14 protein-coding genes are annotated in these 14,219 nt (G+C 61.8%); 2 read left to right on the plus strand and 12 right to left on the minus strand.

The window, feature by feature from the left end; translation table 11 throughout:
* Positions 1-19: 19 nt before the first annotated feature.
* Positions 20-904: a helix-turn-helix domain-containing protein gene (locus ACST81_RS07455; RefSeq protein ID WP_438753422.1), complete on the plus strand. Its 885-nt coding sequence runs from the start codon at positions 20-22 to the stop codon at positions 902-904.
* A 33-nt stretch (positions 905-937) separates the two neighbouring features.
* Here ACST81_RS07455 and pcaF read toward each other — a convergent pair whose 3' ends face one another.
* The 3 genes from pcaF to ACST81_RS07470 are packed head-to-tail and all read right to left on the minus strand — an operon-like array spanning position 938 to position 3,545.
* Complete coding sequence (pcaF, locus tag ACST81_RS07460; RefSeq protein WP_438752241.1) at positions 938-2,143, minus strand: 3-oxoadipyl-CoA thiolase; 1,206 nt, start codon at positions 2,141-2,143, stop codon at positions 938-940.
* 8 nt (positions 2,144-2,151) lie between these two features.
* Positions 2,152-2,841 (minus strand): CoA transferase subunit B, encoded by a 690-nt coding sequence (locus ACST81_RS07465; RefSeq protein WP_438752242.1) that lies wholly within the window; start codon positions 2,839-2,841, stop codon positions 2,152-2,154.
* Positions 2,838-3,545 carry a 3-oxoacid CoA-transferase subunit A gene (locus ACST81_RS07470; protein WP_438752244.1) on the minus strand — a complete coding sequence of 236 codons (708 nt, stop codon included), beginning with the start codon at positions 3,543-3,545 and terminating at the stop codon, positions 2,838-2,840. Before ACST81_RS07470 ends, ACST81_RS07465 begins: the two co-directional genes overlap by 4 nt.
* Before the next feature lie 140 nt (positions 3,546-3,685).
* On the opposite strand from ACST81_RS07470, the gene ACST81_RS07475 reads away from it, so the two are divergent.
* Complete coding sequence (locus tag ACST81_RS07475; protein ID WP_438752246.1) at positions 3,686-4,456, plus strand: IclR family transcriptional regulator domain-containing protein; 771 nt, start codon at positions 3,686-3,688, stop codon at positions 4,454-4,456.
* 104 nt (positions 4,457-4,560) lie between these two features.
* Here ACST81_RS07475 and ACST81_RS07480 read toward each other — a convergent pair whose 3' ends face one another.
* The 9 genes from ACST81_RS07480 to ACST81_RS07520 all read right to left on the minus strand — a co-directional run bounded on the left by ACST81_RS07480 (position 4,561) and on the right by ACST81_RS07520 (position 13,925).
* Entirely contained in the window at positions 4,561-4,845 is a 285-nt protein-coding gene (locus ACST81_RS07480) for a YciI family protein (protein ID WP_438752248.1), read from the minus strand.
* A gap of 23 nt (positions 4,846-4,868) precedes the next feature.
* Complete coding sequence (locus ACST81_RS07485) at positions 4,869-6,374, minus strand: amidohydrolase family protein (RefSeq protein WP_438752250.1); 1,506 nt, start codon at positions 6,372-6,374, stop codon at positions 4,869-4,871.
* Between the two features lie 6 nt (positions 6,375-6,380).
* A complete protein-coding gene (locus ACST81_RS07490; protein WP_438752252.1) occupies positions 6,381-7,454 on the minus strand; it encodes a sugar phosphate isomerase/epimerase family protein in 1,074 nt (357 codons plus the stop codon).
* Positions 7,451-8,278: an ATP-binding cassette domain-containing protein gene (locus tag ACST81_RS07495; protein ID WP_438752254.1), complete on the minus strand. Its 828-nt coding sequence runs from the start codon at positions 8,276-8,278 to the stop codon at positions 7,451-7,453. Before ACST81_RS07495 ends, ACST81_RS07490 begins: the two co-directional genes overlap by 4 nt.
* Before the next feature lies 1 nt (position 8,279).
* Positions 8,280-9,296, minus strand: coding sequence for an ABC transporter ATP-binding protein (locus ACST81_RS07500; protein ID WP_438752256.1), 1,017 nt, complete (start codon positions 9,294-9,296; stop codon positions 8,280-8,282).
* Entirely contained in the window at positions 9,293-10,144 is an 852-nt protein-coding gene (locus ACST81_RS07505) for an ABC transporter permease (protein ID WP_438752258.1), read from the minus strand. Before ACST81_RS07505 ends, ACST81_RS07500 begins: the two co-directional genes overlap by 4 nt.
* Positions 10,141-11,154, minus strand: a complete 1,014-nt coding sequence (locus ACST81_RS07510) for an ABC transporter permease (protein WP_438752260.1) — start codon at positions 11,152-11,154, stop codon at positions 10,141-10,143. Before ACST81_RS07510 ends, ACST81_RS07505 begins: the two co-directional genes overlap by 4 nt.
* Before the next feature lie 31 nt (positions 11,155-11,185).
* Positions 11,186-12,763, minus strand: coding sequence for an ABC transporter substrate-binding protein (locus tag ACST81_RS07515; RefSeq protein ID WP_438752262.1), 1,578 nt, complete (start codon positions 12,761-12,763; stop codon positions 11,186-11,188).
* A gap of 205 nt (positions 12,764-12,968) precedes the next feature.
* On the minus strand, positions 12,969-13,925 hold the full coding sequence (locus ACST81_RS07520) for a LysR family transcriptional regulator (protein WP_438752263.1): 957 nt from the start codon (positions 13,923-13,925) through the stop codon (positions 12,969-12,971).
* Positions 13,926-14,219 lie beyond the last annotated feature (294 nt).

The raw sequence follows: 14,219 nt of genomic DNA on the forward strand, positions 1-14,219 counted from the left end.
TTGTTTGCGCGGTGCCGAGATGACGAAACCCGTACCGACCTTTGATCTCTATGGCGAAAAGGCCCGGAAAGAGCCGGATTTCTGGTTGCATTGTGAAACGATTCCGTCTCGCAGCAGCCTATATCGTTATGAGATAGGCCTGCATCGGCACGACAGCTTTTTCCAGATCCTGTACATTTCCGCCGGATCAGGCGATGCCCTGTTCGGTGGCGGGCGCTGGCCGTTGACGCCGCACGCCATCGTCACGATACCGTCTGCGGTGGATCACGGCTTCCGGTTCTCCCGGGATATCGACGGCCATGTCTTCACCCTGCTCGCCTCCCATATGCGGCTTTCCGGCGAGGTCGTGCGCTTTGCGTCGGAGCCGCGGGTAACATTGCTTGAGGCGGGGGAGCCGGACAGCGCGTTCATGATCGCGACACTGGAGCGGCTGGCCGGGGAGTGGATAAACCGGAGCAGCGGTCGCACGGACATGATGGAGGCGTACCTGGTCTCGGCGTTGACGCTGGCGGCGCGACAGTGGGCTCGGGACAATCCGGAGCGCGGGGCCGGCGAGACGGTGCGGCGCAAGGAGCACCTCGACAGCCTCATCCAGCAGCACTTCCGCGGGCAAAAGCCGGCACAGTTCTATGCGCGGGAACTGGGCATTTCGCCCACGCACCTCAACCGTATCGTCAAGGCGGCAACAGGGCTGACGGCCCATGCCTATATTGGTCGCAAGCTGATCGATGAGGCGCGGCGCGATCTCGTCTTCACGCAGATGACGGCGCAGGAAATCGGGTTGCGGCTGGGTTTTGCCGATCCGGCCTATTTCTCGCGCTATTTCCTGCGCGAGACCGGCGAGACGCCGCGCACCTTCCGTGTGGCAGAGCGAGCGCGTCTGGCCGCTCAATCGTCGCAGTAAATCTCGTCATCAGTGGCACTGTAGGGGCGCTTATCAGACGCGCTCGAGAGCGATGGCGATCCCTTGGCCTACACCGATGCACATTGTCGCGAGCGCATATCGTCCGCCTCTCGACGCCAGTTCGAGGGCTGCCGTACCGGAGATGCGGGCACCCGACATCCCGAGAGGATGACCGAGCGCGATCGCGCCTCCGTTGGGGTTGATATGCTCCGCGTCCTCGGGCAATCCCAAGTCGCGGAGCACGGCGATGCCTTGTGAAGCGAAGGCTTCGTTCAATTCGAGAACCGAGAAATCGGACGGCGACAGGCCGAGGAGCGCGCAGAGCTTCTTCGTCGCCGGCGCCGGGCCGAAACCCATGATCCTCGGCGCAACGCCTGCAGTTGCTCCGCCCATGACGCGAGCGATCGGTGTCAGGCCGTATTTCTTCGCCGCTGCTTCCGAGGCGATGATGAGCCCCGCGGCACCATCGTTCACACCGGACGCGTTCCCGGCGGTCACTGTCGCGCCTTCGCGCTTGTTGACCGGGTGCAGCTTCGCCAGCGCCTCCATGCTTGTTTCCCGCGGATGCTCGTCCTGCGAAACGATGATGGGGTCGCCCTTGCGCTGCTTGATGGTGACGGGCGTGATTTCCTGGTCAAGACGCCCGTTGCGCTGGGCAGCGGCGGCCTTCTCCTGCGACCGCACTGCGAACGCATCCTGATCCTGCCGCGAGACGTTGAAGTCGATCGCGACGTTGTCGCCCGTCTCAGGCATCGAATCCACGCCGTACTGCTGCTTCATCAACGGGTTCACGAAGCGCCAGCCGATGGTCGTGTCGTAGATTTCAGCGGATCGGGAGAAAGCGCTTTCGGCTTTCGGAACAATGAAAGGGGCGCGGCTCATGCTCTCGACGCCCCCGGCAATCATCAGTTCGGCTTCGCCCGCCTTGATTGCTCGAGCAGCCGTGATCACCGCGTCCATGCCGGAGCCGCAGAGACGGTTCATCGTCGTGCCCGGCACGGATTCAGGAAGACCCGCGAGAAGGGAGGACATGCGTGCAACGTTGCGATTGTCTTCGCCAGCCTGGTTCGCGCAGCCGAAGATGACGTCGCCGACGGCTTCCCAGTCGACCCCGGCGTTACGCTCCATCAGTGCCTTGAGCGGAATTGCACCAAGGTCGTCCGGGCGCACCGAAGAGAGCGCGCCGCCATAGCGCCCGATGGGCGTGCGGATGTAGTCGCAGATGAAGGCGTCAGTCATGGTGGCTCTCACAATTCGGGGACGATGAGATCGGCGACGGGACCGTCGATCTTCAATGGCGCGCCAGTCATGGCCTGAAGCTCTTCCATCGTCATGCCGGGTAGCTTCTCACGAAGGACGAAACCTCCGTCGACAACGTCGATGACGGCATGGCTGGTGTAGATGCGCGTGATGCAGCCGACGCCCGTAAGCGGGAACGTGCACTTCTCGACCAGCTTCGGCTCACCGTTCTTCGTCATGTGTTCGGTGATGACGAAGACCTGCTTCGCACCATGAACCAGATCCATCGCACCGCCGACGGCAGGCACGCCCTTGCTACCGACGCGCCAGTTCGCGAGATCTCCGTTCTGGGCGACCTGATAGGCACCGAGAATGGCGACGTCGAGATGGCCGCCGCGGACCATGGCGAAGCTGTCGGCGTGATGGAAGAAGGCGGACCCGGGCTTGAGCGTCACGGCCTTCTTGCCCGCGTTGATCAGGTCCCAGTCTTCCTCGCCAGCCGCAGGCGCTTCGCCGAAGTCGAGGATGCCGTTCTCAGTATGGAAGACGGCCTGGCGACCGGGCGGCTGGTACTTCGCGACCATTTCGGGGAAGCCGATGCCAAGGTTCACATACGCGCCGTCATTGATGTCCTGCGCAGCGCGCCAGGCGATCTGAGAGTTGCTCAGCTTGATGTCTTCACGAGTATCGACGGTCATACGTAGGCCACTCCTGCGCGAATGAGATCTTCTTCCTGCTTCGGGTCGCTGATCTCGACGACCTTGTCGACGAAGATGCCCGGTGTGACGACGTGTTCGGGATCGACGCCGCCCAAGGGCACGATCTTCGACGCCTGCACGATGGTCGAGGTGGCCGCCATGCACATCAGTGGGTTAAAATTGCGGGCCGCCTTGTTGTAGACGAGGTTCCCATGGATGTCGGCGACATGCGCCTTGATGATCGCAAAGTCGGCCTTCAGCCAACGTTCCTGCACATATTGGCGGCCGTCGAACTCCGCAATCGGCTTGCCGTTGGCAAGCTCGGTGCCGAAGCTGGTCGGTGTGTAGAAAGCCGGGATACCCGCCCCGCCGGCACGGATGCGTTCGGCTAAGGTGCCTTGAGGAACGAGTTCAAGTTCGATTTCGCCTGCGAGATATTTATCGGTGAAGGCGCGCGGATCCGACGAGCGCGGGAATGAGCAGATCATCTTCCTGACCATGCCCGCATCGATCATCGCGGCGATGCCGATGCGACCGTTTCCGGCATTGTTGTTGATTACCGTGAGGTTCTTCGGGCCGTGGTCGATCAGAGCATGAATCAGCTCGATCGGCGCTCCTGAGCCGCCAAACCCGCCGATCATTACCGTCGCGCCGTCGCCGATTGCGGAGACGGCTTCCGCCGCACTCCCAATTGTCTTGTCCATTGATGTCTCCTTGACGATGCACGCGCTGCAATCCGGCCCCGCCTCGGGGACCTAAATAAATTCAGAAGACTGTGGCAGCAACAGAAAATGTGCGTTAATTGATGTTTGTTCATATGGCGCACAATTGGAGCTTAACGATAATGGCCCGAGGTGATTTCAAGGAAACCGATTTTGTCAGCGGTTTCGCCAGGGGATTGAGCGTGATCGAGGCGTTTGGCGACCATGATCGACGCATGTCGATTGCCGATGTCGCCAAAAATACCAACCTGGATAGGGCGGCGGTCCGGAGATCGCTTCTCACACTCGTGGAGCTTGGGTATGCGGATTATGACGGCAAATTCTTCACGCTGACCCCACGGATTTTGCGGCTTGGCCACTCGTATCTCTCCGCGACCACGCTCCCCGTTCTGTTGCAGCCCTACTTGGACGCGCTTGCGGAAACGACCGGTCAGAGCTCATCCGCTTCCGTTCTCGACGACACCCAAATCGTCTACATCGCCCGAGCGTCGCAGAAGCGTGTGATGTCCATCAATCTTAATCCGGGAAGCCGCTTGCCCGCATACTGCTCGTCGATGGGTAGGGTCATGCTGGCGGCTCTTCGCGAAAGTGATGCTCGGGAAATTCTGGAGAGAACGGATCTGAGAGCGAACACGGAGAAGACGATCGTCGGCGTCGAACAACTCGTTGCCGCGCTTAACAGGGTTCGAGAGCAGGGATATGCGGTTATCGACCAGGAGCTCGAGCTCGGGCTGTGCTCGATTGCCGTGCCTTTGCGAAACCGGAGAGGAGAAGTGGTTGCAGCCTTGAACATAGGCGCCCCCGCGGCACACGTTGCGCCGAGGCAATTGGTCGACCAGTTTCTGCCAGCGCTTGTGGATGCAGCGGACCGAATTCGACTTAACCTGGTCTAGCAGCGGTTGACCACGCTGGCGGCATCCAGACGACAAGGAGGCTGCGCGTTTCGTGGTTCGCGCCGAGGCTGAAGGTGGCCCTGGAACGGAGCGACGCGGCGTCCTCAGGCGCCCATGTGCTTGTCGTAGCGCACGATCCAGGAGCGTTCGAAGATGCCGAGCTTTGTGAAGGGGTCGTCTTCGTGGTAACGCATGACTTCTTCGCGGGAGTCTGCCTCGATCTTCATGAAAGTGCCTATATAGGTCTCGTTGCTGTCTCCGGCGCACAGAGGTCCGCCCTCCAGAATTTTGACCGTGCCGTTGTAGAGATAGGCGCGGCGTTCGTCGCGATGCTTCATTCTCAGGTCGTAGGATCCCGGCGCATCGATGCAAAACCGAAGATAGATCATGGACATTCCTTTCGTGAGCAGACCTAGGCAACAATGGGATAACTGGAGGAGAAGATCTTTTCGACGGGCGGATGGCCGCGCGTGCGCTTCGGATAGAGCGACTTCAGCTTATCAAACTGGCGTTGAGCACGAGCATTGTCGGCGGCTTCGTCAATGCCGGGGATGACGCGGTCGCGCATGACGAAGCGCCCGTCGATGATGACACTGCGCACGTCCCGGCCATGACCGGCGACCAGCAGCGTCTGGATGGGGTCGATGACCTGTCCGTGGTGGGGAAGGCCGAGGTCGATCACGATCATGTCGGCTGCGGCGCCTGGTTGAAGTCGTCCGAGATCCGGTCGGCCGAGGGCGTCCGCGCCGCCGATCGTGGCCGCGTCGAAGAAGTCCTCGCTGCGACAGGCGTCCGGCCGGGCTTCCAGGACGCGGTTCAGGATCAGGCCGATTTGCATGTTGGCGATCATATCGGGGGGCGAAGTGTCAGTGCCCATGCCGATGCGAATACCGAGTTCGCGATAGCGTGAAAAACTGTCGATTGCCCCGGACATGCGCCCGAAAACCAGTGGGCAATGGACGATGACCGCGCCCGCGTCGTGGATGATTTCCAGATCGTGGCCCGGTCGCGCGATGTGGCGGCTACCGGATACGAAGACGCCGTGGGGCAGCAGCGTTTTTTCGCCCAAGAAATTCAGATGTTGCAACCATTCCGGAGGACTCATGCCGTGCCGGGCGAGAACGAGGTCATATTCCATCTTCGACTGGCAGCAATGCAGCCGCGTGGGAACATCCAGCGCGCGCGCGGCGTCGGCCGTCCGGCGCAGCAGCGCCGCCGCGGAAGTCTCGATGCGGTCCGGGGCAAACATCGTGCGGATCAAACCGCCCGCCGCCCCTTCGTAGCGGTGGCAGAAGTCTATGGCGCGGTCGAGTTCGGCGAGGCCTCGCGCTTCGTCGTAGTGGGTGGTAATGCTGCCGTCCTCCTCCACGACGAGATTGCCGGTGCGGAAGGCCGGGCCGAGATAAACACGCAGTCCAAGTTCTGCTGCGGCGCGCGCGGCGTCGGAAAATTCCTCCGCAGTCTCGCCCCAGGCGCGATAGAACAGCGAGGCGACCGGCAGGGCGGTGGTAATGCCGTTGCGGATCAGCGTGGCGAAGGCATGGCGCTTCTGGAAGGCCAACTCCTCGGCATCGTACATTTCGAACGGACCGGCTTCCATGTAGCTGCGCGGCCAGACCCGGCCCTTGTCGACGCCCGGATGATTGTCGAGCGCAAGGATCGTCGTATCGAGATCGGCCAGCGCGTCGAGATCGACGAAGCCCGGTGCGACAATGGCGCTTCCCTGGTCATGGCGTTCGGCCACTTCGCCATCGAAACCATGACCGACGAAAATGACCATACCGTCCTCGAAGACGATTTCACCATTCTGCAAGAGGCAGTGGCGCCCGTCGCGGTGGCCGACCACCCAGCGGGCGGTCATGAGAACCCGGCCCTTCGGCCGACGCGTGGCTGAGATGTTTACGGTTGAGGAGGTCATGATCGATCAGGCTTCCAGGGGCAGATTGTCGCGAAGGCAGATCGCCCGCAGATGGTCGGCGCACGAGCGGATGAAAGCCACCGTTTCGGTGTAACCGGGGCGCCGCTCGGCGTGACGTGCGATCGGCTCGACCTCGCCGCGGGCAATCCGGGCGTCGCCTTCGGCCACCAGGCCGCGGAATGCGGCGAACTCCTCGTCACTGAGGTCAGGATGGCTGCGGCGCCAGTCCGGATCATCGATTTCGATGCGGATCGGCACCGGGTTGCGCGGTAGGTCATCATAGGGCTGATCGTTCTCGATCGAGAGGTTCAAGCCGGAATTCGCCTTGGCGAGGATAGACAGTATGGCCGCGAAATCGACGACGCCGTCCCCACAGACTCGCTTCTGGTAATCGACGCCCACCCGCCCGGTACCCAGAAGCGCGTCCTTGATGTGGGTCTGGCGGACGTAGGGCGAAACCCGCCGCGCCGCGTAGACCGGGTGCTCGCTGCGCTGAAGCGGATTGGACGTATCGAACACGATGCCGATGACATCCGGCCCGACACTCTCCACCAGCCGCACCACCTCGAAGCTCGTGGCTTCCTCGTGGGTTTCGATATTCAAGTGGAGACCGAGATCGCGGGCAATTGGATAGAGGCTCTTGAGCAACCGTTCCGAGGCGGCGAGTTGCTCGCTCCAGGCGACGTCGGTGCGGAAGCGGTCGCAGGCGAACTTGCCCAGAAAATCCTTCTTGTAGTTGGCCAGCGCGACCCAGAGTTCGGTGCACCCGATATTGGCGCAAGCTTCCATCATGCGCCGGAAACCCAGCAGCGTGTCGCCGTCGCCGGCCCGGCGCACCTCGGGGGTTTCGGCCAGGGCGTAAGGATTGACCTTGGCGAGCCCCGTCTCGAGATACATTCCCAGGCTGTCGGCTTTCTCGCGCACGGCGCGCAGGAGGCCATGGTCCAGATTGGGACTCATTTCGAGGACCGTGCGGAAGAACAGGCCGGAAAGTCCCATTTCCCGCGCATGGTCGAAACTCGCAATCGGACCGCGCAGCGTCGCCTGCGGGATCTTCTTGCCATCTACGCCAATTCTCATGCTTGTTTTCCTTTTTCGGCCTGGCGGCGGAGCATTCTTCGCGCCGCGCGTCGTTCCTGCGCGATGACGGGGTCGGCGATCGGAACAGCCGCCAGAAGACTCCGGGTGTATTCAGATTGCGGTGCGTCAAACACCGCGTCGCTGGTGCCGGCTTCGACGATCCTGCCCTGGCAGATGACCGAGATGCGGCTGCAGAGGTGACGGACGACCGGGAGATCATGGGCGACGAACAGGATCGAGAGCCCGAGGTCCTGCCGCAGGTCCTGAAGCAGGTTAATGACCTGCGCCTGCACTGAGACATCGAGGGCCGCGACCGGCTCGTCGCAGACGAGAAGCTTTGGGCGGGTGATCAGGGCGCGGGCAATCGCGATGCGTTGCCGCTGGCCACCTGAAAAAGACCCAGGATAACGATCGAGGTCGCTGGCTCCAAGCCCCACCATTCCCAGCATTTCCACCGTCTTGTCGCGGCGGCGGGTTCTGTCGGGCTCGATGCCATGGACGAGGAGACCCTCGCCGACAAGCTCCTCGACCGTCATCCGCGGATTGAGACTGGAATAGGGATCCTGAAAGACAAGTTGTACTTCGCGGCGAAACCGCTGCTTTTCCCGCCTTGCAAGCCGCGTAACGTCCAGCCCGTCATAGACGATGCGGCCCTCGCTTATGCCGGTGAGGCCCAGGCAACACCGGATCAATGTCGTCTTTCCGGAGCCGGATTCACCGACGAGCCCGACAGCCTCGCCAGCGCCGATCGTCAGGCTGACATCCGATAGCCCGAGCGTGCCATTCGCGAAGCGCTTGCTGACTTTTTCCAATTTAAACATCATGTCACGCCTCCCTTCCCGTATCGGCATGGTGGCAGGCGACGCGACGGCTGTCGGCCAGCGTGCGTAGCGCAGGAACGATATCTCGACAGATATCCGTCGCCAGCGCGCAGCGCGGGTGGAAGGCGCAGCCCGCCGGACGCAAAATGGGTGGAAGCGGTGTTCCCGGCACAGCCGGCAAGCGATCGACAACGTGATCGATGCGCGGCACGGCTTCGAGAAGGCTGCGGGAGTAGGGGTGCAGCGGCGCGGAGAAGAGGCGCCCGACCGGTGCATCCTCGACGATCCGACCGGAATACATCACCAGCACGCGGTCGGCGAAGGATGCAACCACACCCATGTCGTGGGTGATGAGCATGACAGAAAGCCGGCGGCGTTCGCTGATGTCATCGAGAAGGTCGAGCACTTGCATCTGCACGCGCGTGTCGAGCGCCGTGGTGGGCTCGTCGGCGATCAGGAGCGCGGGATCGGCGATGAGAGCCATGGCAATCACCACGCGCTGGCGCATGCCGCCGGAAAATTCGTGTACTGCCGCGTTCATGCGCTGAGCCGCGTCGCGAACCCCGAGCTCCTTCAGAACGGCGATGGCGCGTTCGCGGGCCTGGCGCTTGGGCGTGCCGTGGATGATCAGCGTTTCCATGACTTGTTTACCGATCGGCTGGATCGGGTCGAGCGCGGTCATGGCGTCCTGGAACACCATGCCGATCCGCCGGCCGCGAACACGACGCATATGCGCTTCGCTTTTCGCGGTCAGGTCTTCTTCCTCCAGGAGAATTCGGCCGTTGATCCGGTAGCTGTCGTTCAGCCGCATGATGGCGCGTGCCAGAACGGACTTGCCGGAACCGGATTCCCCGACCAGTGCCACCCGCTCGGCCTTCTTGAGGTCAAAGCTGACATGATCGACGATCAGCACGTTGCCGGCGGCCACGGGCACGCTGACGCTGAGGTCGCGAACGCTGAGCAGTCCGCCGGAATCGGCGCCGGCTTCGGCCACGACGTTCGGTTTGAATGTGGCGTTCATATCTTCCGCCTCAGGTTCGGGTCGCGGTGGGCCTGAAGGATGTCGCCGAGCAGGCCGAAGGCGATGGAGGTGAGCGCGATTGCGAGGCCGGGCGCGGCCACGACCCACCAGGCACTGGAAACGTATCCCTTGGCCGCCGCGATCATCGCACCCCATTCGGCGCTCGGCGGCTGCGCTCCGACGCCGATAAAGGACATGCCGGCCAAGATCAGAAGCGTGGTGCCGACGTCGCCGGCCCATTTCACGATCAGCATGTCGAGGGAGTTCGGCAGGACATGTCGCGTCATCAGCCGGTAGCGCGATACGCCGAGGACGGTCGCGCCGGTGACGTAGGGCGCGGTCATCGTTTCGCGCATCAGGGCACGCAGCAACCGTGCCGTCAAAGGCCAGCCGGTCAGAACTTTCGCGATGATCGCTGATTGAAGACTGGGGCCGAGCGCCGCGGCGAAGCCGAGGGCGACAACCAGACCGGGAAGGGACAGTCCAATATCGCACAGGCGCATCAACAGCCCGTCAAGCCAGCGAGGGCCCATGGTGGCAATCGTTGCGACGATGATGCCGACGAGAGAAAAGCCCGTGACGATCAGTACCGACGAAATCAGGCTTGCCTGGGAGCCGGCAACGACGCGCCAGAAGACGTCGCGGCCCTGGTCGTCGGTGCCGAACCAGTGTTCGGCGCTCGGGGGGTGCAGCGCGTTCAAGATGTCCCCGCCGTAGACGCTGTCCGCGGGGGCGATCGAGGGCCCGATCGCTGCCATGATCAGGAGGAGGGCGATCAGCGTGAAGACCGCCATATCCGCGATGGGCGCTCGCATGGCGTTGCGCAATGTTGAGACAGCCGTCTTCATGCCTGTGCTCCGCTGAACTGGGCGGCGCCAACCCGAGGGTCAACGACGAGATGGGCGAGATCGGCGATGAGATTGATGACGCAGACGGCGGTCCCGACGAAAAAGACCGTGGCAACCACGGCGTGGGTGTCCTTCTGGGCGACGGCGTTGGTAAGATAGGAACCGATGCCTGGACGGGCAAAGATACCCTCCACCAGAACCGCCGATCCGAGCATGAGGCCGAATTGGGTGCCGACGAGCGTGACCATCGGGCCGAACGTATTGGGCAGGGCGTGTTTCAGCATGATGCGGAAGGGGGATGCACCCTTGGCGCGCACTGCGGAGATGAAATCGGTATCGAGAATACCGAGAAGTGCGGCCCGCAACATGCGGAAAGTCTGTGAAATGAACAGGGCCGAAAGCGCCACCGCAGGCAGAATGATATAGCTCAGCGCGTCGCCAAAGGCACCTTCGAAGCCGGAGAGCAGGCTGTCGATCACCGGCATTCCGGTGATGGGGTCCGTAACGAACTGAAAGCTTTGCTGTCCGGAAATCGGCAGCCAGCGTAACCGGGTAGCAACGACGTATTGCAGCATCAAAGCCAGCCAGAATGTCGGCAAGCCACCGATGGTTACCGCGAAAATGCGCGTCGCAAGATCCGTTGTCTTATGGTGGCGGGCAGCGGCGACCGCCGCGGCAGGAACGGACACGATAAGACAAAGGCTCATGGCCGCGACGACGAGCTCCATGGTGCTCGGGAGCACCTTGAGCAGGTCGCTCAGAACTGGCTGCAATGTGCTTATCGAGGTGCCGAGATCACCGCGGGCATAGTGTCCAGCGAAGGCCAGGAATTGAACCGGGAGCGGCTTGTCGAGGCCGAGCCGCTGCCTCACCACCTCGATCTGCGCTTCGGTTGCCTCTGGGCCTGCGGCGACGCGAGCCTCGTCTCCAGGGATGGCCTTCGTCATCAGGAAGACCAGGGCCATCAGGCCGATCAGGGTGAGGACGGTGACGAAAAGCCGCCGCCCCACATATAACCCATATGTCCGGAAGCCGTTCATCTCAGTCCTTCAGCCGCAGGTCGGCGGGTGCGAGGGGAAACGTGACGTAGCTCACCGAGATCGGCTGAAGATGCTGATGGTGAAACGGCACTGGCCGCCCGACGCTGTACATCGGCATGATCGGCGAGTCGGCGTCGATCACGCGCTGAGCCTCCTTGTAGAGATCGCAGCGCTTGCCTTCGTCGCTCGTCGCGATGGCCTGGTCGAGAAGGCTGTCGACGTCCTTATTGCCATAACCGGACCGGTTCGTACCGACCGCCGTCGAACGGAAGCCCTTGAACAGCATTGCGCCCGGATCGGGGAACTGGGCGAAATCGTCGAGCATCATCATCTGCGGGATGGTGTCGAACTTGGCGAGCTTGCCCATATAGGCAGCGAAGGTAACAGGCTCCAGGTTCAGCTCGACGCCGATCTCCCGCAGGTTCGACTGCAGAAGCGTTGCCTCCTGTCGCTGCACCTCGATGGTCGGTTGATAGTTCATCGTCAGGCTCAACGTGTCGTGGCCCGCTTCCTTGAGGAGCTTGCGCGCCTCGTCCAGATCGCGGTTGGCAACCGGCAACTCCGGCCGGCAGGGCATGCCCGTCGGCAACACCCCATTGGCAATTTCACCGTTGCCCATGCGGATCGCCTTAAGTCCACCGGCATAGTCGTAGGCGAGCCGGATCGCGCGACGAACCTTCGCATCGGCGGTCGGACCGACCCGCGTGTTGAACACGACATTGGTCTGGAGCACCGGACGCAGGCGCGCATCGGTGGCGGCACCGGAATCGTCGAGTGTCTTTGCATCGCGGTAACCCATGCCGAGCACGGCGAGGTCGACATTGCCGGCGATGATCTCGTCGCGCTGCGTGGCACTCTCGTCGATGCGGCGGAAGACGATCGATTGCGGGCGCCCCTCGACCGGATCCCAGTATTTATCGACCAGCGAAACAATGACGTTGTCGCCGCGGCTCATCGTGACGTCGTAAGGGCCGGTGCCTGCCGTGTTGGATTGCAGCCATGCTTGGCCGTGGTCGACGCCTTCATTCGCCTGCACAAGCTTCGAATTCAGGATGTAGATTTTCGACAGCGCGCCGAGGAAAATCGAGGACGGCCGCGACAGGTGGATCGTCAGGGTCGTGTCGTTCTCGATCTCCGTGCGCTCGTATTCCGGCACCTGGGAGGAGACGCCGATACCGAGCGCCTTGAGGCGGTCAAGCGTATAGGCTACGTCGGCGGCTGTCAGTCTGGCGCCGTCGTGAAACGTGACGTCATCGCGCAGGGTGAGCTTGATTGATTTCACATCGTCGGAAACGGCGAAGCCCTTTGCCAGACGGCCGACAACGCGAGCCTTGGCGTCGTAGGTGACGAGCGTGTCATAAATGGTGCTGGCCACGAGGCTCGTCTGCGCATAATCGACGCGAAGGGGATCGAGCGTAGCAACGACGCCGCCATTGGCGAAGATCACGCTCTTTTCCCGGTCGAACTGCTGGGCCAAAACAGCACTTGGGACGGTGGATGCAAGCAGGGCCGATGCGATTGCGACCGCAGCGCACCCCATGCGCAGGCCGTCCAGATGATATTTTTCGGTAGGGATCATTATGGAAATCCTCTAATCGGGCCACGCCTTCCCGGGCATACCCATCGCGCTGATGATGAAATGGGGAGATGGCCGGGCCTACGCCGGGACTCTCGCTTTTTGCTGTTCCCACATAAGGGATAGCAGACGATCACAATTCGAGAATTGCCAATTAAGGCATTCTTCTATCGGTTTTAGTTATATCAGGCGGACGAGGATCGATTGGCTATCCGCCTGGCATCGTTCGCGCCACGTCGTTTAGAGACTTTAGAAAGGCAGCGGCTGTTGGCGACAGGCTCTCCTCGGTGCGGAACGTGGCACCGACAGGACCTGAGCCAAAAGGAAGTCGGATGCTCAGGCGTGATAGCGTGCCGTGAGCGAAGCCTTCCAATGCGATCTGTTCCGACATCACCGCGATTAGGTCGGTGCTTCGCAGGAGGGCGACGTTGGTCAGATAGCAGAGTGACTCGATCTGCGGCGTGGGCGAGAAGGTCTGATCGTTCTTGACGAAATATTGATCGACATAGCGGCGCAAAGTGATGTGCGACGGCGGCAGGATCCAACCGAATTCCTTCAAGTCGTCGAAGTTTAACTCCTCGCGGCCCGCGAGCGGATGTTGGCTGCCGACGACCAGAGCAACCTCCTCCTCGTACAGGCGGACCTGGTGAAGTTCCGAGCGGAGCCGATGCACCGGAAGACGGCCAACCAACATGTCGAGTTCGCCGGACCGCAGCATCGGCATCAGGTCCTCATTCGTGCCTTCGACAACCTCGATCGCGATGTTCGGGCGGGTTCTGAGCATCATTGTTATAGCCATCGGCAAGAGATGCGACGATGCGGCAAGCAGCGTACCGACCACAACGCGGCCGCTGTTGCCTTCGTTGAGATCCACGATTTCCTGTGCAGCGTTGGAAACCTGGGCAAACATCAGCTTGCCGTGACGGATCAACGCCTCGCCGTAGACGGTCGGCACGACGCCGCGATTGCTGCGATCGAAAAGGCGGACCTCGAAATCGATTTCCAGTTCCTGGATCATTTTCGTGGCTGCGGGTTGGGACAGACCCAGTTCCCGTGCCGCATGCAGGATGCTTCGATGCCGGCCGACCGCGACGAGAAGCTGCAACTGCTTAAGCTTAAGGCGCGTCAAGGCGCGGTTGACGATCCGGGTATGGCTCGTGATCACAGTCTATTCCTCTTGCGATGCGACGCCCGCGCTGCGATTCCTGGATCTGTAGCATCGGTCCGATAGGCGGTCATGCCCCCGACCGTTCGCAAAGCTCGGCAAGCCCCACGAACCATCAACAGGATTTCAGGTCATTCGTGGACCGCGTCCGCCCATCACCTGTCTCGCTGGAACGGGCTTGCGCGAGTTTTCGCGTGCAGCCAGGCTCCAACAGTGAGTATTCTTATAAATTCAAAGGTAAAGCTAGGCCTCCTTTCCCCGCATGGAATGGAAAGGCTGAATTTTCCGGCTGAT

It is taken from the genome of Pararhizobium sp. O133, assembly GCF_051669845.1.
Classification (GTDB): Bacteria; Pseudomonadota; Alphaproteobacteria; order Rhizobiales; family Rhizobiaceae; genus Pararhizobium.